The sequence below is a fragment of the Phytopseudomonas flavescens genome (assembly GCF_900100535.1).
In the GTDB taxonomy this organism is placed as follows: domain Bacteria; phylum Pseudomonadota; class Gammaproteobacteria; order Pseudomonadales; family Pseudomonadaceae; genus Aquipseudomonas; species Aquipseudomonas flavescens.
The window spans coordinates 85,036-103,176 of the sequence record NZ_FNDG01000001.1 but is presented as its reverse complement, the minus strand read 5'-3'; the positions used below and the strand labels follow the sequence as shown (position 1 = coordinate 103,176).

Sequence of the window (18,141 nt, the reverse complement as noted above, 5' to 3'; positions counted from 1 at the left end):
GCTTCAGTGCATCCGGCCCGTGTGTCTTGCACGGCCCCCTGCAATGAGGACTATCCATGCACCCGAGTCGATCCCTTTTCAACGCGCCGCCGCTCTGCCTGCGTCGCTCGATCCGCCTGGCCGCGCTGGCACTGACTGCGTTGGCCCCGGTGCTGGCATCCGCCCAGTCGGTCGCCCCGAGCGGCACGGCTTACCAGCAGAGCGCACGTAGCTATCAGATTCCGGCTGGTCCGCTGTCGTCGGCGCTCAGCCGGTTCGCTGCGGAAGCCGGTGTGCTGCTGTCGGTCGATGCGCGCCTGACCGAAAACAAGACCAGTCCGGGCCTGGTGGGGCAGGTCGGGGTCGACGAGGGCTTCGTCCGCCTGCTGCGTGGCAGTGGGCTGCAGGCCGCTGCGGATGGCAAGGGTGGCTATTCCCTGCGTGCCGACCAGGCCGGCGGCCGCTCGCTGGAACTGGAAGGAACCGACATCAAGGCCTTCGCCCTGGGCAATGCGCTGGGCAGCATGGACGGTTATAACGCCACCCACAGCAGTGTGGCGACCAAGACCAGCATGCCGTTGCTGGAAACCTCGCAAACCGTTTCAGTGGTCACGCGCCAGCAGATGGATGATCAGGGATCGCGCAGCATTGCCCAGGCACTGCGCTACACGCCGGGTCTGATGAGCACCCCGTACGGGGCGACCACCCGCTACGACTATGTGGCGATGCGCGGCATCAATGACGGCTCGGTGGACAACTTGTTCCTCGACGGTCAGAAACTGCTGGGTGACAGCGGCACCTACAGCAGCCTGCAGGTCGATCCCTTCTTCGTCGAGCGGGTGGACGTGCTCAAGGGCCCATCCTCGGTGCTCTACGGGCGCAGCCAGCCGGGTGGCCTGGTGGCCCTGACCAGCAAGAAGCCGGAATACGAGACCCGCCGGCACATCCAGCTGTCCTACGGCTCGCATGACTACAAACAGACCGCCTTCGATTTCACCGGGCCGCTGGGCGACGAGAAGAACCTCGCTTATCGCCTGGCGGGTGTGGTCAAGGATGCCGGAACCCAGGTCGATGGGGTGGAGGAGCAGCGCTACGCGCTGATGCCGTCTCTGAGTATCGATTTCAGTGAAGACACCCGGCTGACGTTGTTGGCCATGCTCCAGCACGATCCCAAGAGCGGCTACCACGGCGGGCTGCCAGCCGCCGGTTCGGTGACCTCGTACAACGGCCAGCGTATCTCCCGCAGTTTCTTCGAGGGCGACGACGACCTGGAGAAGTTCGAGCGTGACCAGCAACTGTTCGGCTACCAGTTCGAGCATCGCTTCAACGATGTAGTCTCGGCCAGGCAGAATTTCCAGTACCTCGATTCGACGGTGAAGTCGGGGCAGGTCTATCAGTACGGCTACACCCTGGATCAATACGTGCCCTATGGCAGCGAGGGCGACCTGCACCGTCCGTTTTCCGGTGGCGACGAGGTGCTGCACGCCTGGAGCGTGGATAACCAGTTGCAGTTCGAGTTCGCCACCGGAGCGCTCGGCCACACCCTGGTCACCGGCCTGGATTACCAGCGACGCAAGGCCAAGGTTGCCTACAGTGGTGGCCTGGGCACCGAAAGCAGCCTGAGCAATCCCTACACTGGCCAGCGTCCGGCGGCGAGCTACGACTATTACCACCAGTACGACGAACTGCGGCGCCTGGAACAGACCGGCCTCTACCTTCAGGATCTGATCAGCCTGGACAACTGGCGCTTCTCCCTGGGCGTACGCCAGGACTGGGTCGAGGTGTCGTTCGATCATACCCAGGACCCGACCTACGGCGACCAGGCCGATGACGCCAAGCAGGAGCAGTTCACCGGCCGCGTCGGCGTGCTCTATGCCTTCGATAATGGCCTGTCGCCTTACGTCAGCTACTCGGAGTCGTTCAACCCCAATACCACCAGCGCCTACAACCTCAATGCCAGCGGCGGTTACGACATCAGCCTGCTCGACCCGACCAAGGGCAAGCAGACCGAGCTGGGCATCAAGTACCAGCCGCCTGGCACGGACAACCTGTTCACCTTGTCCTACTTCGATCTCACCCAGTCCAACCTGGCGAGCAAGGACTCCAACGAGTACTTCTTCCGCTCCGTCGGCGAGGTGAGCTCCCGAGGCGTCGAGCTGGAGGCGCGCTTCAAGCCTGAAGAGAACACCAATGTCCTGGCCAGCTACACCTATATGGACGTGGAATACAGCAAGGACGTGATCAACTCGTCCGGTGTCAATAACCGTGGCAACCGCCCCAACGTGGTGGCCCGCAACATGGCGACCCTATGGGCGGACTACAGCTTTCAGGACGGCCCGCTGGGCGGCTTGCAAGTCGGCGGCGGGGCCCATTACTTCGGCAAGAGCTGGGCCGATGCGGAAAACACCCTGAGCCTGCCGTCCTACACCGTGTTCGACGCCTCGGTGTCCTACGACATGGCGCGGGTCGGCCTGGACGGGGTCGGGCTGCGCCTGAACGTCAACAACCTGACCGACGAGAAGTACGTGGCGGCGTGCAACTCGCTGCTGCAGTGCTACTACGGTGAGGGGCGCAACGTGATGGGCACGGTTTCCTACGATTTCTGAACCTCAGGTATCGCACCATGCCTCAGCCGAGCGCATGGTGCGGTCATGGCGGGCAGAATGAAGCCAGTAGCGGCCGTCCACCTACGTCTGCTCCCGTCTTGGAACCGCCGCCTGGCATTCGCACGGTGCTGTTCATCGCGATCCGCGTTGGCGCGAGCAATGGCTCGTGCCGAGGCCTTTCAGGCCGCTGCTCAGCCCGCGTTGCGCAATCTGTGCAGGTCACGCAGCGGTGGCGCGCCGAACAGGCGGCTGTATTCACGGCTGAACTGCGACGGGCTTTCGTAGCCGACGCGGAAACTCGCCGACGCCGCTTCCAGGCCTTCGCTGAACATCAACCGACGGGCCTCCTGCAGGCGCAGCTGCTTCTGGTATTGCAGGGGGCTCAAGGCGGTGACGGCCTTGAAGCGGTGGTGCAGGGTCGAGGCGCTGAGGTTGACCTCGCGGGCCAGCTCCTCGATGCGCAGCGGTTGGTCGTAATGCTGGTTGATCCACTCGATTGCCCGGGCGATGCGATGGCTCTGGCTGTCGGCCATGACCAGCTCGCGCAAGCGCTGTCCCTGCGGGCTGTGCAGCAGCCGATAGAAGATCTCGCGTAGCGCCAGGGGCGCCAGCATGGCGGCATCGCGTGGAGCGTCGAGCAGGCGCAGCAGACGGATCACCGCATCGAGCATCGACGGGTCCAGGCGGTCGACGAACAGTGCACGGTTGGGGCCGGGATTGGGCAGGCCGATGGGACCGGCTTCGGCGAGCAGGCCGCTGATCAGCGCAGGATCGATATCCAGTTTCAGGCTCAGGTACGGCAGCTCGGCAGTCGCCTCGACCACTTGCCCGGTGACCGGCAGGGTAACCGAGGCCACCAGGTAGTTCAGCGGGTCGTAGAAATACCGCTCCGCACCGAGACGGATTTCCTTGCGGCCCTGGGCGATGATGCACAGGCACGGTCGGTAGAGCGTCGGCATCGGCAGGCTCGGCGCTGTCGTGCGGGCGAGGCTGAGGCCCTCGATGAAGGTATCGTGGATGCCTTCCGAGGACGTTTTGCGCTCGATCAGGCTGGATAGTTCACGTTGCCGGGTGGCCAGTTCATCGAGCTGGTCGGATTGCATCATGGGGTCACTCCTGAGTCTGGGCGCAGACTATCCGGGATTTGCCCCGACGTCCCGTGTGCCAGTCGTAGTTCGCAGGAATGGGCAATCATCATGGACTAATAGGCAATCGGGCAGCCGTGAAGCGATGTTAACCGGCGCGCTTGCCGTACATGGACAAGCGGCTTCGCAGAATCAGGCAAGAATGCTCCAGTAATCGACTAACGCGGGACTGGCTCGTTGCCCTAGTCTCTGCAGCTGTCGCGGCGCAGCCAGCCGCTCTCTCGAGGAGTGCGTCATGTCCACTGTCCAGGAAAAAGTCGGATTGATCACTGGCGCCAGCCGCGGTATTCATCGGTGAGCAGAGACATGCCCATGCAGACCCACATCACCGTGCTCGAAGCTCCACCTGGCCGTTGCGAGGAACTGGGCAGCTACCTGCGTGACCTGCTGGAACCGGTGCGTGGCCTGCAAGGCTGCGTGGCATTCGAGCTGCAGCAGGAGCGGCAGCGTTGGCAACTGCGCAGCAGCTGGCGTTCTTCAGCCGATCTGGATCGCTACTTCCGTACACCATTGCTACAAGAGGTGCTGGACAGCGCCTGGCGCAGCGGGGCGATCCAGTATCTGCACAGCCATGCGGTCTGAAACGACAACGCCCCGGATCATTGCGGGGCGTTGTCGTTCAACTGCAAGCATTCGCCCGGGCGATCACTCGACCAGCGTCAGGGTCACGTCGATGTTGCCCTGGGTGGCGTTCGAGTAAGGGCAGACGATATGCGCCTTGTCGATCAGCGCCTGGGCTTCTTCACGGTCCAGGCCCGGCAGGGTGATCTTCAATTCCACCTCGATGGCGAAACCGGTGGGCACTGCACCGATGCCAACGATGCCTTCGATCCAACTATCCGGCGAGACCTTGTGCTTGTCACGGGCAGCCACGAATTTGATTGCACCGAGGAAGCAGGCCGAGTAACCGGCCGCGAACAGCTGCTCCGGGTTGGTGCCCTGGCCACCTGCACCGCCCAGCTCCTTGGGAGTGACCAGGGCGACATCGAGCACGCCGTCGGAGGAAATGGCACGGCCTTCACGACCGCCAGTGGCTTCAGCGTAGGCGCGGTAGGCAACGGTTTCGATAGACATGGTGGAATCCTCTGATCGTGGGGTTTAGCTTTCGTGATAAATACTTGTGCGCAAGTTATTTGCCTGATTCGGACTCTATTCCTGATTTAGTTAGTGCGCAAGATATTTTCCGCGGCTCGCCGTATCTGGCTCGAAAGCTCCGTTCGTGGCCAGCAGACTGGTCTGAGTGTAGACCTGTGGTTGAGCGTGGCAATCCAGCCGTTGCTATCAGAGGCTTTCCTGCAACTGCCTGCGCAGCGCGGTGAGTTCGGCGGTCAGGCTGGCCAGGCGCCTGGCAGTCTGGGCACTGGCGTTGATGATGCAGCCGGGAATCTGCCGGGCTTCGGCATGCAGGGCGCGGCCCTTGTCGGTAAGCTGCAGGTGCACCACGCGCTCGTCGCTGCTGCTGCGCGTCCGGGTGATCAGGCCCTCGGCCTCCAGGCGCTTGAGCAACGGCGTGAGCGACCCAGGGTCGGTCAGCAGGCGAGCGCTGATCTCGCCCACGGTGATGCCGTCACGCTCCCACAGCACCAGCATGGCCAGGTACTGCGGGTAGGTGAGCCCGAGCTTCTTGAGCAGCGGCTTGTAGACCTTGGTCATCGCCAGGGAGGTCGAATGCAGGGCGAAGCACACCTGGTTGTCGAGCAGCAGATCGGCGCAGGTGTCGTCGGTGGTCATGAAAGCTCCGGGATGAGGGGGGCAGGGCGATTGGCGCAATTTATCGCGCCCGCAGCACCTGTACCAGCTGTTTGCGTGACCCCGCGCAGACGAGCTGCCCTGTATCCGTCATACAATGCCGCGTCGCTGACCAGCTTCCTGCAGCATGGGGCAGGCGTGCTGGCAGCCCTGATCGGATTTCACGGGAGTGAAGCGCATGAAAACCTTGATGGCCGGCCTCGCCACGGCATTGATATTGGCCGGTTGCAGCCACACCAGGCCGCCAGTGCCTCAAGTACCTGTCACCGGCAAGATCAACCCGACGCGCGTGCTGGTGACCCCGTCCGATGCCGACACCGAGGCGGCCAAGGCCAGCCTGTTCACGGCGATCGACCCGCGTGGCATCGGCTTCGACTCACTGTTCGGTACCGCCGCCAGCGCCGCCGGCGATGACCTGGCCGTATGCGGCTTCGCCAGCCGCGACGAGCAGCAGGGGGCCCTGTATTTCGCCTATTACAACGGTGAACTGCTGCTTTGGGACGAAGCTGCGCCCCATGGCACCAGCACCGAAAACCAGTTTCTGGCGATGATCTGTTCCTACCGTTGAACGCCCTGCGCTGACCGAAGCGGGCGCGCCCCTCGGCACGCTCGTCAGGTCAACGCTGCCCGAGCAGGCGCTGCGGCGCGGGTAGCTGCTTCAGCGTGCCGGCAGGCTTTCTTGCGGCGGCCATGCGCCGCTTCGCCGGGCAGATGCCCGTCACCCCGCGAAACAGGCCCAGCGCCCCTGCCGCGATGTCCACCAGGCCGATTACCCCGCGCACAGCCAGGCCCTTGCGTATCAGCAATACACCTCCGGCGATGGAAATCACCCGTTCCATAGGCGCCAGGTTGGTCGCAGCGTTGCGTTCGGTCGGTTCGGTCATGGGCTACTCCGTTTCAGGGGCTTGGTCATCAAGAGGCATTTTCCAGTGCGCTGATCAGTTCGGCTTTGCGCATCGTCGAGCGGCCGCCGATCTGCCGGGCGCGGGCCAGGTGCAGCAGTTCCTGTTTGCTCTGGCTTTGCAATGGCCGGTCGGCGCGTACCTCGCCGTGCCGGGTGGAAGCGGCCTGGCGGGCGGAGTCCTGGCGCGCGCGGGCTTTTTGCGCGGCGCTGGTGGTACGCCCCGAACCACCGGCCCGTTCGCCACCACCGGACTGCTTGTTCACCGTCGCCCAGGCCCGGGCGCTGGCCTCGTCCGCCGGTACGCCACGCTCTGCATAGGTGGCCTCGATGGCGGCCGCCTTGCGTTTCTGGGCCGGTGTGTACCTGTCTTTGCTTCCACGGGGCATGGGGGGCTCCTTTGGCGTTGGGCAGCAAAAGCCGGCCAAGAGCCGGTAGGGTTGTGAAGGGCGGTGCATGGGCTGAGTTCACGGTGATGGATGAGTGGTCGTCCACAAATCCATCTATGCATTGAACTCTGTCGCGCGTGGGGTACTCATTGCTTAGTGCTTGGCGGGCAGGGCGCTAGCCGCTCTGCAATGCCGGTGAGCCGCTGACAACTTGAGAGGAATCGACGACATGAAACGAGATTGGGAACTGATTCGTGAACTGCTGCTGCAGATCGAAGCACTGGAAAGCGGCCATCATTTCTATCCGCAGGGCATTGGCCGGCACTGCGCCGAAGCCGTCAGCTATCATATCCACCTGATGTGCCAGGCCAACCTGATCGAATGTTCCCAGCACAATCCGTGGAACGGCGCGCCAATCGCCATTGCCAATGGCCTGACCCTCACCGGTCATGACCTGCTTGACGGCATTCGCGAAGACGCGCTGTGGGAAGCCAAGAAGGCCTTTCTGCAGGCACGCGCCGGTGGCATCACCTATGAGGGCCTGAAGAACGCACCGACCGTCGATCCCATGCTGTTCGCCGCCAACCGCGGCACCGACGAGGGCCGCAACGGGCACGTCTATAACTGAATTCAGGGAGTGAACCTGCGATGGCCGAGGAAGCAGCGAAAGCAACAGACCACGTCGAGACTTTCAAACAACTGATCCTGGCCAAGCTCAGGTATTCGGTCGGCAAGGACCCGGGCAATGCCTGTGGTCATGACTGGTTCGAGGCGGTCGCCCTGGCCGCCCGCGACCACCTTATCGAGCACTGGGAAGATGCCTCGCTGCAGGTCGATCGCCAGGAGCAGAAGCGGGTCTATTACCTCTCCCTGGAGTTCCTGATCGGCCGCCTGCTGGTCGACAACCTCAGCAACCTGGGATTGCTCGACACCGCCCGAGAGGCCCTGGCTCAGCTGGATGTGGATTTCGAGCAGATCCGCAATATGGAACCGGACGCGGCACTCGGCAACGGCGGACTGGGGCGTCTGGCGGCCTGCTTCATGGAAAGCATGGCCTCACTGAACATCGCCGCCCACGGTTATGGTATCCGCTACGAGCACGGTCTTTTTCGCCAGGTGGTGGTCGATGGCTGGCAGCAGGAACACACCGAGACCTGGCTGGATTTCGGCAACCCCTGGGAGTTCGAGCGCCCCGAGGTCAGCTACCGGATCGGTTTCGGGGGCAGTGTCGCCGACCTCGCCGGATCCGGCGAAATGCCCCGCCACGAGTGGCTGCCCAACGAGCAGATTCGCGCCATCGCCTACGACACGCCCGTGGTCGGCTGGCGTCATTCCAGCGTCAATACCCTGCGGCTGTGGCGCGCCCGCGCCGAGGAAGACCTCAAGCTGGAACGCTTCAATGCCGGCGACCATTTCGGCGCGGTGGCCGACGTGGTCAAGGCCGAGAGCATTTCCCGGGTTCTCTATCCGGCGGACAGCACCGAGGCGGGTCAGGAGCTGCGGCTGCGCCAGGAGTTCTTTTTCGTGTCCGCGTCCCTGCAGGATCTTATCGCCCGGCACCTGGAACTGAACCTCGACATTCATTCCTTGCCCGACCGCGTCGCCATCCAGCTCAACGACACGCACCCGGCGATCGCCGTGGCCGAACTGATGCGCCTGCTCGTCGACGTGTACCGGCTGGAGTGGGTCGAGGCGTGGAAGCTGACGGTCGCCACCCTGTCCTACACCAATCACACGCTGCTGCCCGAGGCCCTGGAGACCTGGCCGGTGTCACTGATGGAGCGCCTGCTGCCCCGGCACATGCAGATCATCTACCTGATCAACGCGTATCACATCGATTCGCTGCGGGCCAAGGAGATCCATGATTTCGACCTGTTGCGCTCGATCTCCCTGATCGACGAGGACAACGGCCGTCGCGTGCGCATGGGCAACCTGGCGTTCCTCGGTTCGCACAGTATCAACGGGGTGTCCGCGCTGCACACCAACCTGATGCGCAAGAGCGTGTTCAGCGATTTCCACCGCCTTTACCCGGAACGCATCAACAACAAGACCAATGGCGTGACGTTCCGCCGCTGGTTGTACCAGTCCAACGCGCCACTGACCGAGCTGCTGGTCGGCGCGGTGGGCGACGAGTTGCTCGATGCGCCGGAGACCACCCTGCGCAAGCTCGAACCGTTCGCTGCCAAGGCGTCGTTCCGCAAGCAGTTCGCCGCCCAGCGTCAACACGCCAAGCGCGAGCTCGCCGAGCTGGTTCGCGAGCGCATGGGCATCAGCCTGGACACCCAGGCGATCTTCGACGTGCAGGTCAAGCGCATCCACGAGTACAAGCGACAACTGCTCAACCTGCTGCACACCGTGGCGCTGTACCAGGCGATGCGCAACGACCCGGCCACTGACTGGGCACCGCGGGTGAAGATCTTCGCCGGCAAGGCGGCGGCGAGCTACCACCAGGCCAAGCTGATCATCAAGCTGGCCAACGACATCAGCCGCACCATCAATGTCGACCCGACCCTGCGTGGTCTGCTCAAGGTGGTGTTCATCCCCAACTACAACGTCAGCCTGGCCGAGGTGATCATCCCGGCTGCCGACCTGTCCGAGCAGATTTCCACGGCGGGGCTCGAAGCTTCCGGTACCAGCAACATGAAGTTCGCCCTCAACGGCGCACTGACCATCGGCACCCTGGACGGCGCCAACGTGGAGATGGCCGAGCAGATCGGTCGCGAGAACATGTTCATCTTCGGCATGACCGCTCAACAGGTGGCGGCGCGTTCGCGTCGTGACCTGAACATGAGCGCCGAGGTGGCGGCGTCCGAGCGTCTGGCGGGTGCCCTGGAGGCGATCCGCTCCGGCGTATTCTCGCCGGACGATCCCGGGCGCTATACCGGGCTGATCGACGGGTTGCTGGCCCATGACCGCTTCCTGGTCTGCGCCGACTTCCAGTCCTACTGGGACGCGCAACGCAAGGTCGACATGCTCTGGCGTACTCCGGATCGCTGGTGGCAGGCGGCGGTGCTGAACACGGCACGTACCGGCTGGTTCTCGTCGGATCGCACCATCCGCGAATATGCCAAGGAGATCTGGAAGGTGTCAGGCGTCGGCGACTGATCGGAAGCTGGCTGAAGAACGCCCGTCATTGGCAACGAGACGGGCGTTTTTTTGTGCGCTGCGATCCTCTGCGGGGCCGTCGCGAGTCACGTCGTCACTCTCTCCCGGCGATTGTTTGTCGCTGGGCCCCTCGCGGGCGAGCGCGCTTCTGCCGAGCGCCAGGCCTGCGCTCAGGGCTGGCCCGACCGAGCCGCGCAGCGGTTCGCCGGCAGGTTGAAGGCGGCCAGCGCGTGCTGGTGCCGCTGGTAGCTGCGATAAGCCCGCTCGCGCAGCCGCGCCCGGCGCAGGGCATGGCGGCGGCGCCAGGTCTGGCTGGTCGGCGAAGTGGGCAGGGCAGGGAACGCCTCGGCCAACTGGGCTTCCAGCTGATAGCGGTTGACCAGGCGCAGCATGCCCCAGAGCATGGCGGCGGAGACCAGCAGCCAGCTCGAGACGACCAGCAGAATATAGCTTTCAGCGCTCATCGTGCCTCCTCGGCCGCTGTCCGGGAATCGACCCGTACCCGCTGCCTGGCGCCGGTCTCCTGCAGGCAATGATCCAGCACGCGGCCGGCATACTGCTGCAGGTCGTCGATGAGTGCGGCATGTTCGCCACCAGCGGCGGCGAGGTGGCTGTCGCCGCCCGGTGCTTCCACCATCGTCCAGGCCAGTGGAGACTTGTGCAGGCTGTGCTGCAGGTGCTCGACCTTCTCCGCCGGTAACGCCTCGGGGTGGTCGAGCCAGGCATGATCACCGACCAGCAGCAGGCGCTGCACCCGGGCAGCGGGCAGCCCTTCGAGCAATGCGATGATCGCCCCGTAGGTGCGTTCGAAGCCATGGGTATCGCTGCCGGCGCGCAGGTGCCGACTGCTCAGGACGGCAATCACCGCATCCACGCCGGCAACGCTGCGTGCCACCCTGGCCGCGTCGAACGGATCACCACTCTTGGCGCTCATGGCCGGGCGTGCCGCAATGTCGGTCGGATCGTCGACAATCACGATGGCCCGCAACCCCCTGCTCGACATGGCGTCGAGCAGGGCGTCGGTGATCCTCTCGGGGGCGCCGTACAGGGCGATTTTCTCGATCAGATGGGGTGTGCTCATGATGCCTGCTCAGCTCTGTCTGACGTGCCCAGGTTCCTGATGGCCGGTGTCGCCCAGGGGCTTCACGTCGATATCGGTAATCTCGCTGGGCAGCTCGTTGCCGTGCAGCGACTCGATATGGTGGCGCGCCTGCTCGGGTGTCAATGCCGGTGCCGTGGCCTGGATCTCGGTCGATTTCTTTTGCTTGCCAAGGGTGTAGCTGACGAGAAAGTAATGGTTTCTGGACATTCGAACCTCCTGTCAACGGGCAGCGTGGCGAGTCGCGATCACGCTGGGGCTGGTAAAGCAGCAGACTGGACGGCGTTCGCCCACGTTCAGGTTTTTCGCCAGACGGTCGGCGGCGAAAGCGATTTCTGGCGTCGCTCGCCAGGGTCCGCAGGATGGCCGCCAGGGGACGGCAGGGCGCAGAAAAGCCAAACCTATCGCTGCCCGCAGGGTCGATAGCCAGGCCAAGCGCCAAGTCGGGTGCGTGGGTCTGGATCAGTGTGGTTTGGGAGCGATCATCTTGAGTTTCTGGGACGAAGTACTGGCCACGCTGGCCAACGAGTTTTCCGATCTGAACACCCCCGAGCAGTTCACCCAGGTCACCCTGCGCCTGCTGCTGGCGGCGCTGCTGGGTGGCCTGTTGGGGCTTGAGCGGGAAACCAGTGGCAAGGCAGCGGGCATTCGCACTCATATGCTGGTGGCCATGGGCTCGGCGCTGTTCGTGCTGGTGCCGGCGCAGATGGGCGCCGAGAGCGATGCGATGAGCCGGGTGATCCAGGGCCTGGTGGCCGGTATCGGCTTTCTCTGCGCCGGTACCATCATCAAGGGCGACTCCATGGCCGAAGTGAAGGGCCTGACCACCGCCGCCGGTATCTGGTTGACCGCCGCCATCGGCATCACCGTGGGTATGGGCCGGGAGGCCACGGCAGTGCTGGGAACGCTGCTGGCGCTGTTCATTTTCAACACCGTACCGCACTTCATCGGTTGGCTGGAAAGACGGGCCCGTTGAACGCGCTGGAACGCCTGGACGCGCAAGCACTCTGATAGGGGTAGGTGTCATCAGGTGTCGAGCCAGACGCGGAGGCTGGTATGTTCAGAAACTTCAAAGGGTGCATCGCCTGGACGGATGCCATGAAGGATGGCCAGCAGTACGTTGGCCTGATCGAGTACCAGCCCAAGTGCGCCGGCGCAGCCGTGCAGATGCTCTGGGTGGCCGCTCCCGGCAGCATCTGCGAGAGCGAGGCGGAAACCGCGGCTGACAACATGCTGCGTGAGATCCGCGACATCACCATCGACGGCAGCGTGATCTACCGCGACGGCGTCGCCCTGTAGCGAGCGCCGTTCGCTGCGCCATTGCCGCAGCGCGTCTCCATGGGGCCGTGCATCGCCCCGTGGGCGTCCTGCCGACCGCGGCCAATGCCGCCCCTCTGGCGGATGATTGAAACTTTTGTTTTCGCGCTCGAGTCACCCGTTGACCTTCATACGGCGGGGACTGAGTTCATGGCGCGTGCAATCTGGAAGGGGGCGATCAGCTTCGGGCTGGTGCATATCCCGGTTTCGCTGCTATCGGCGACCGAGACCCAGGGCATCGATTTCGATTGGCTGGATTCGCGCAGCATGCAGCCGATCGGTTACAAGCGCGTCAACAAGGCCACCGGCAAGGAAGTCGACAAGGCGCATATCGCCAAGGGCGTGCAGGTGGAGAAGGGCCGCTACGTGATCATCGGCGAGGACGAGATCCGCGCCGCGCACCCCGAGTCCACCCAGACCATCGACATCTTCGGCTTCCTCGATGCCGAGGCCATTCCGCTGCAGCATATCGAGCGCCCCTATTACCTGGCGCCGGACAAGCGCGGCGAGAAGGTCTATGCCCTGCTGCAACAGACCCTCAAGGACACCGGCAAGGTCGCCCTGGCCCACGTCGTGCTGCACGTCAAACAGCACCTCGCCGCGCTGATGGTCGACGACTCGGCCTTGCTGCTGGTGATGCTGCGCTGGCCCGACGAGGTGCGTGGCACCGATACCCTGGAGCTCGGCGAGGCGGTGACCGGCGCCAAGCTGAGCAAGGGTGAACGTGACATGGCCAAGCGCCTGGTGCGCGACATGGCAGTGGACTGGGAACCCGAGCAGTACCACGACACCTTTCGCGACAAGATCGTCGCGCTGGTGGAGAAGAAGGCCAAGGCCGGCAAGATCGAGGCGGTCGATGACAGCGGCGAGCGCAAGCCGCCAAGCAAGGGCGCCGATGTCATCGACCTGACCGATCTGCTCAAGCGCAGCCTGGAAGGTAACGCGGCCAGGCCGGCGCGCAAGCGCACGTCGAAGTGAGGTGAGCGGAGATGGCCAGGGCCACCAGCGTCTACAACCAGAAGCGCAACTTCGAGTCCACCAGCGAGCCCCGCGAAACGACGACGCACCGCCGCGCCCAGGCCGGGGCCCTGCGTTTCGTGGTGCAAAAGCACGATGCCCGCCACCTGCACTACGATTTTCGCCTGGAGTTGCAGGGCACCCTGAAGAGCTGGGCAGTGCCCAAGGGCCCGAGCCTGGATCCCACCCAGAAGCGCCTGGCCGTGCACGTCGAGGATCACCCCCTGGAATACGCCGGCTTCGAGGGCAGCATTGCCGAGGGCAATTATGGCGCGGGCGACGTGATCGTCTGGGATCAGGGGCTCTGGCAACCCGAGGGCGACCCCGTCGCGGCCTACCAGGCAGGCAAGCTCAAGTTCACCCTGGTCGGCGAAAAGCTCACGGGGGCCTGGACGCTGGTGCGCACCCGCCTGAAGGGCAGTGGCGACAAGCAACAGTGGCTGCTGATCAAGGAACGCGACGAGGTGGCCAGGCCGGCGGGCGACTACGACATCCTCGCCGCGCTGCCGGCCAGCGTGATCAGCGGCAATCTGGTCGGCGGTATGCACAAGCCTGCGGCCAACCAATCGCCGCCGGCGGCGGCCAAGACAAGGCGCGCGACCAAGGGCAAACCGGTGAGCGCCAAGGGCGAAGCCATGCCCGAGTTGCTGTCGCCACAGCTGGCCACCCTGGTCAGCGATGCTCCAGCAGGCGACTGGAGCTACGAGATCAAGTACGACGGCTACCGCATCATGGCGCGTATCGCGGGCGGTGAGGTGACGCTGTTCAGCCGCAACGGCCACGACTGGACCCGGCACATGACGCCCCAGGCCGCCGCGTTGGCCAAGCTAGGGCTGGGCGACAGCTGGCTGGATGGCGAAGCGGTGGTGCTCGACGATCAGGGCATGCCGGATTTCCAGGCCCTGCAGAATGCCTTCGAGGAACAGCGCAGTGGCGACATCCTGTATGTCCTCTTCGATGCACCGTGGCTCGCTGGCCGGGATCAGCGCAGCCTGCCGGTGCAGGAGCGGCGTGCGGCCCTGCTCGACAGATTGCCGGCGAAGCGCGGTCTGCTGCGCTTTTCCGACGCCTTCGAGGTCGACCCTCGGAGTGTGCTGGAGAGCGCCTGCGCGCTGGGGCTGGAGGGCGTGATCGGCAAGCGTGTCGGCAGCCCGTACCGATCCGCGCGCAGTGGCGACTGGATCAAGCTCAAGTGCCGGCAGCGTCAGGAGTTCGTGGTGGTTGGCTTCACCCGGCCGCAAGGCAGTCGCTCCGGCTTCGGCGCGCTGTTGCTGGCGGTCAACGATGCCGCTGGGCTGCGCTACGCCGGGCGCGTCGGCAGCGGCTTCAACGATGCGCTGCTGAGCGGCCTGCACAAGCGCATGAAGGCACTCGGTCGTGATGATTCGCCTCTGAGCAAACAACCGAGCGCCGCCCTGCGCCGCGGGGTGCAGTGGGTCGAACCGCGGTTGGTCGTCGAGGTGGCATTCGCCGGCTGGACCCATGACGGCCTGGTTCGTCAGGGCGCCTTCATCGCCGAACGCGGCGACAAAACCGTCGAGCAGATCGTCGAGGAGCGGCCAGTGCCCGCCGAGGCGCTCGATGAGGAGCCCGCGCCCGGCGCCCAGCGCCGCAATGGTCGGCAAGAGGTTGGCGAGGTGTCGATCAGCAACCCGGATCGGGTCATCGACGGGCAGAGCGGGGCGACCAAGGTCGAGCTCGCGCGGTTCTACGCGGGGATCGCCGACTGGCTGCTGCCGGACCTGCGCAACCGCCCGGTATCGCTGTTGCGCGCGCCGGATGGCGTGGACGGTGAGCAATTCTTCCAGAAGCATGCCGAGCGCCTGGCCATCCCCAATATCCGCCAGCTCGATCCGGCGCTGGACCCTGGTCACGACCGGTTGATGGCCATCGACAGCGTGCCGGCGCTGGTCGGTGCGGTGCAGATGGGCGCCATCGAGCTGCACTCCTGGAATGCCGGGTACGCCAGCATCGAGCGCCCGGATCGGCTGATCCTCGACCTCGACCCCGATCCGGCATTGCCCTGGCGCGCGGTGGTCGACGCCACGCGTTTGAGCCTGGCGGTGCTCGACGAGCTGGGGCTCGAGACGTTTCTCAAGACCAGCGGCGGCAGGGGCATGCACCTGGTGGTACCGCTGGCCCGGCATGTCGGCTGGGAGACCCTGAAGGCCTTCGGCAAGGCCCTTTCGCAGTTCATGGCCGATGAGTTGCCTGATCGTTTCAGTGCCCGCATGGGCGCGAAGAACCGTGTCGGCAAGGTTTACCTGGATTACCTGCGCAATGGCCGTGGTGCCAGCACGGTGGCCGCCTATTCGGTGCGCGCGCGGCCGGGGCTGCCGGTATCGGTGCCGATCCGCCGCGACGAACTGGCGCAGTTGCATGGCTCGGCGCAGTGGCATATCGGCAACCTTCAGCAGCGGCTGTCGCGCTTGCAGGCCGACCCCTGGGCGGGCTACGCCAACCGTCAGCGGATTAGCCGGGACATGTGGAAGAAGCTGGGTGCGGATGCCCCCTGATAGCTTGTTGCCAGTCCGATCCAAGGCCGCTTCCAGCACTTCGGAAACTCTGAACTTTGCCAGAGCCGGCAGGTTCGGAAGTAGACAGGTCATGGCGCCTGGGAACGTTTCACGCGCGTGCACGCCAGCGCCGCCGCTGCGCTGCGGCAGGTCGAGGCAAACGCTGCGGAAATGCCGCCAGAAGTCGTGGCAAACCCGCATTAGGTACGCACCTTCGCGTACGGCCCGTGGCGACTGCCAAGGGGCAACAGCTTATACGCCTGCCAGGCGTGAGGAGCCCGTTTCGATGCCGTCTGCTCATCTGCAAACCCCTTATCTGCAAGAGCCTGCCCGACTGGGCCATGGCCAATTGTCCCTCGAACAGGCACTCGAACTGCCGCGCCTGGCCATCGAGGACGTGCAGCCGCAGATCGAGCAGGGCCGCTTCGCGGTCAAGGCGATAGCCGGTGATCAGCTGACGGTCAGCGCGCTGATCTTCGCCGACGGCCATGACAAGCTGGCCGGCGAGGTGTTGTGGCGCGACGTCGGCAGCGAGGACTGGCACCGTGAACCGCTGCACTTCATCGGCAACGACCGCTGGCAGGCGCAGATCACCCCGCAGCGGGTCGCCGAGGTGGAGTTTCTCATCGAGGCCTGGTGGGACATCTACGCCAGTTACTGCTACGAGTTGTCGAAGAAGTTCGGCGCCGGTGTCACCATCAACCTGGAGTTGCAGGAGGGTGAGCTGCTGCTGCGCCAGGCTGCCGAGCGCGTCCAGGGCGAGCTGGCCGCGGCCCTGAACGCGCTGCTCGACGAACTGCAGGATGCGCAGAGCCTCGACGAGCGCGTGGCGCTGTTGCTGGCATCGCAGACCCAGGATCTGTTGCGCCGTGCCGAAGGGCATCCGCATCGCACCCGCAGCGCCGTCTACTTGCTCGACGTGGAGCGCCCGCTGGCGCGTTTCGCCAGTTGGTATGAGCTGTTCCCGCGCTCGGTGACCGATGATGCGGCCCGCCACGGCACCCTGCTCGACGTCGTGGACCGGCTGCCGACCATCCAGGCCATGGGCTTCGATGTGCTGTATTTCCCGCCCATCCACCCGATCGGCACCACCCACCGCAAGGGCCGCAACAACTCCCTGAGCGCCGGCCCGGATGACCCTGGCAGCCCCTACGCCATCGGCAGCCATGAGGGGGGGCACGAAGCGATTCATCCGCAACTCGGCACCCGCGAGGATTTCGTCGCCTTGGTCGAGGCAGCGCGTGAGCACGACCTGGAGATCGCCCTGGATTTCGCCATCCAGTGTTCGCCGGATCATCCCTGGCTGCAGCAGCACCCCGGTTGGTTCAGCTGGCGCCCGGATGGCAGCATCCGCCATGCGGAAAACCCGCCGAAGAAGTACGAGGACATCGTCAACGTCGACTTTTATGCCAGGGACGCCGTGCCCGAGCTGTGGCTGGCATTGCGTGACGTGGTGCGCGGCTGGGTCGAACTGGGCGTCTATCAGTTCCGCGTCGATAACCCGCACACCAAGCCACTGCCGTTCTGGGAATGGCTGATCGCCGATATCCGCAGCACCCACCCGCAGGTGATGTTCCTCGCCGAGGCGTTCACCCGCCCGGCGATGATGGCACGCCTCGGTAAACTGGGCTTCACCCAGAGCTACACCTATTTCACCTGGCGCAATAACAAGGCCGAGCTGGAGAGCTACCTGACCGAGCTCAACGAGGCGCCATGGCGCGACTGCTACCGGCCGAACTTCTTCGTCAATACGCCGGACATCAACCCCTACTTCCTGCACCACAACGGTCGTGCCGGCTTCCTGATCCGTGCCGCGCTGGCGACCATGGGATCCGGGTTGTGGGGCATGTATTCGGGCTTCGAGATCTGCGAATCCCTGCCGGTACCGGGCAAGGAAGAGTACCTGGATTCGGAGAAGTACGAGATCCGCCCGCGTGACTACCAGGCAGCCGGCAATATCGTCGCCGAGATCGCCCAGCTCAACCGCATCCGCCGCCAGAACCCGGCGTTGCAGACGCACCTGGGGTTCCAGGCCTACACCTGCTGGAACGACAATATCCTGTACTTCGGCAAGCGCACCGCCGACCGTGAGAACTTCATCCTGGTAGCCGTCAGCCTCGACCCGCACAATGCCCAGGAGGCGAACTTCGAGTTGCCGCTGTGGGAGCTGGGCCTGGACGACGACGCCACCACCCTGGGCGAGGATCTGATGACCGGGCATACCTGGCAGTGGCACGGCAAGGTGCAATGGATGCGTATCGAGCCCTGGCACCAGCCATTCGGTATCTGGCGCATCCGCGTGGCTGGCTGAGGGGGGG

The 18,141-nt window shown here is 64.6% G+C and carries 18 protein-coding genes; 10 read left to right on the top strand and 8 right to left on the bottom strand.

The window, feature by feature from the left end; translation table 11 throughout:
* The first annotated feature begins 56 nt into the window (after nt 1-56).
* Complete coding sequence (locus BLR94_RS00445; protein ID WP_084306470.1) at nt 57-2,585, top strand: TonB-dependent siderophore receptor; 2,529 nt, start codon at nt 57-59, stop codon at nt 2,583-2,585.
* A gap of 191 nt (nt 2,586-2,776) precedes the next feature.
* On the opposite strand, the gene BLR94_RS00440 is transcribed toward BLR94_RS00445, so the two are convergent.
* A complete protein-coding gene (locus BLR94_RS00440) occupies nt 2,777-3,688 on the bottom strand; it encodes an AraC family transcriptional regulator (protein WP_084306561.1) in 912 nt (303 codons plus the stop codon).
* A 348-nt stretch (nt 3,689-4,036) separates the two neighbouring features.
* Here BLR94_RS00440 and BLR94_RS00435 point away from each other — a divergent pair, with 348 nt between their 5' ends.
* Entirely contained in the window at nt 4,037-4,312 is a 276-nt protein-coding gene (locus BLR94_RS00435) for a putative quinol monooxygenase (RefSeq protein WP_084306469.1), read from the top strand.
* A 63-nt stretch (nt 4,313-4,375) separates the two neighbouring features.
* Here the strand turns inward: BLR94_RS00435 and BLR94_RS00430 are convergent, their stop codons facing one another.
* On the bottom strand, nt 4,376-4,804 hold the full coding sequence (locus BLR94_RS00430; RefSeq protein ID WP_084306468.1) for an organic hydroperoxide resistance protein: 429 nt from the start codon (nt 4,802-4,804) through the stop codon (nt 4,376-4,378).
* Nucleotides 4,805-5,011: 207 nt separating this feature from the next.
* Nucleotides 5,012-5,461, bottom strand: a complete 450-nt coding sequence (locus BLR94_RS00425) for a MarR family winged helix-turn-helix transcriptional regulator (RefSeq protein ID WP_084306467.1) — start codon at nt 5,459-5,461, stop codon at nt 5,012-5,014.
* A gap of 196 nt (nt 5,462-5,657) precedes the next feature.
* Between BLR94_RS00425 and BLR94_RS00420 the strand changes: the two genes are divergently transcribed.
* The gene (locus BLR94_RS00420; protein WP_084306466.1) at nt 5,658-6,047 is read left to right on the top strand and encodes a flagellar basal body L-ring protein FlgH; all 390 of its coding nucleotides are present in this window, start codon (nt 5,658-5,660) and stop codon (nt 6,045-6,047) included.
* A gap of 49 nt (nt 6,048-6,096) precedes the next feature.
* On the opposite strand, the gene BLR94_RS00415 is transcribed toward BLR94_RS00420, so the two are convergent.
* Together BLR94_RS00415 and BLR94_RS00410 are read right to left on the bottom strand one after the other, a co-directional pair.
* Complete coding sequence (locus BLR94_RS00415; protein WP_084306465.1) at nt 6,097-6,363, bottom strand: YgaP-like transmembrane domain; 267 nt, start codon at nt 6,361-6,363, stop codon at nt 6,097-6,099.
* Between the two features lie 28 nt (nt 6,364-6,391).
* A complete protein-coding gene (locus BLR94_RS00410) occupies nt 6,392-6,769 on the bottom strand; it encodes a Rho termination factor N-terminal domain-containing protein (RefSeq protein WP_084306464.1) in 378 nt (125 codons plus the stop codon).
* 229 nt (nt 6,770-6,998) lie between these two features.
* Here BLR94_RS00410 and BLR94_RS00405 point away from each other — a divergent pair, with 229 nt between their 5' ends.
* Nucleotides 6,999-7,397, top strand: coding sequence for a DUF2513 domain-containing protein (locus BLR94_RS00405; RefSeq protein WP_084306463.1), 399 nt, complete (start codon nt 6,999-7,001; stop codon nt 7,395-7,397).
* Nucleotides 7,398-7,417: 20 nt separating this feature from the next.
* Nucleotides 7,418-9,874, top strand: a complete 2,457-nt coding sequence (locus BLR94_RS00400; RefSeq protein WP_084306462.1) for a glycogen/starch/alpha-glucan phosphorylase — start codon at nt 7,418-7,420, stop codon at nt 9,872-9,874.
* 170 nt (nt 9,875-10,044) lie between these two features.
* Here the strand turns inward: BLR94_RS00400 and BLR94_RS00395 are convergent, their stop codons facing one another.
* From BLR94_RS00395 to BLR94_RS00385, 3 genes are read right to left on the bottom strand one after another with little or no spacing between them, the layout of a single operon-like run.
* Nucleotides 10,045-10,338, bottom strand: a complete 294-nt coding sequence (locus BLR94_RS00395; RefSeq protein WP_084306461.1) for a hypothetical protein — start codon at nt 10,336-10,338, stop codon at nt 10,045-10,047.
* On the bottom strand, nt 10,335-10,955 hold the full coding sequence (locus BLR94_RS00390) for an NAD(P)H-binding protein (RefSeq protein WP_084306460.1): 621 nt from the start codon (nt 10,953-10,955) through the stop codon (nt 10,335-10,337). The genes BLR94_RS00395 and BLR94_RS00390 overlap by 4 nt, the downstream gene beginning before the upstream one ends.
* A gap of 9 nt (nt 10,956-10,964) precedes the next feature.
* Entirely contained in the window at nt 10,965-11,183 is a 219-nt protein-coding gene (locus tag BLR94_RS00385; protein ID WP_084306459.1) for a hypothetical protein, read from the bottom strand.
* A gap of 274 nt (nt 11,184-11,457) precedes the next feature.
* Here BLR94_RS00385 and BLR94_RS00380 point away from each other — a divergent pair, with 274 nt between their 5' ends.
* The 5 genes from BLR94_RS00380 (at nt 11,458) to BLR94_RS00360 (ending at nt 18,134) form a co-directional block, all read left to right on the top strand.
* Entirely contained in the window at nt 11,458-11,949 is a 492-nt protein-coding gene (locus tag BLR94_RS00380; RefSeq protein ID WP_084306559.1) for an MgtC/SapB family protein, read from the top strand.
* Between the two features lie 80 nt (nt 11,950-12,029).
* Nucleotides 12,030-12,272, top strand: coding sequence for a hypothetical protein (locus BLR94_RS00375; protein WP_042555677.1), 243 nt, complete (start codon nt 12,030-12,032; stop codon nt 12,270-12,272).
* 168 nt (nt 12,273-12,440) lie between these two features.
* The gene (gene ku / locus BLR94_RS00370; RefSeq protein WP_084306458.1) at nt 12,441-13,268 is read left to right on the top strand and encodes a non-homologous end joining protein Ku; all 828 of its coding nucleotides are present in this window, start codon (nt 12,441-12,443) and stop codon (nt 13,266-13,268) included.
* Nucleotides 13,269-13,279: 11 nt separating this feature from the next.
* Nucleotides 13,280-15,823 (top strand): DNA ligase D, encoded by a 2,544-nt coding sequence (ligD, locus tag BLR94_RS00365; protein ID WP_084306457.1) that lies wholly within the window; start codon nt 13,280-13,282, stop codon nt 15,821-15,823.
* A gap of 286 nt (nt 15,824-16,109) precedes the next feature.
* The gene (locus BLR94_RS00360; protein ID WP_084306456.1) at nt 16,110-18,134 is read left to right on the top strand and encodes an alpha-1,4-glucan--maltose-1-phosphate maltosyltransferase; all 2,025 of its coding nucleotides are present in this window, start codon (nt 16,110-16,112) and stop codon (nt 18,132-18,134) included.
* The last annotated feature ends 7 nt before the right edge of the window (nt 18,135-18,141 follow it).